1 pseudogene is annotated in these 283 nt (G+C 26.9%); it reads right to left on the minus strand.

The features are described 5' to 3' along the window. Window positions 1-127: pseudogene (locus J0A67_RS23735) on the minus strand (carbamoyl phosphate synthase preATP-grasp domain-containing protein); the annotation flags it as partial. Between the last annotated feature and the right edge of the window lie 156 nt (window positions 128-283).

The raw sequence follows: 283 nt of genomic DNA on the forward strand, positions 1-283 counted from the left end.
TGTCATAATCTGTGCTAACAGTTTCTGGATTACAGTTAACCATAATTGTTTTTTTACCAAGTCTTCTTAATTCTCTAAGACATCCTACTGCACACCAGTCAAATTCAACAGAACTTCCAATACGATAGACACCAGAACCTTAAAATAATTTCATACTCATAAATATAATTTAAAATTATTAAATTAATGTTTAATAATTAATATATATTATACCTATGACCATGATATAATTTGATGGGAAATATAAATCACTGCTAACGGCATTATACGTCAAGTATAAATA

Source organism: Algoriphagus aestuariicola, from assembly GCF_017254835.1.
In the GTDB taxonomy this organism is placed as follows: Bacteria; Bacteroidota; Bacteroidia; order Cytophagales; family Cyclobacteriaceae; genus Algoriphagus; species Algoriphagus aestuariicola.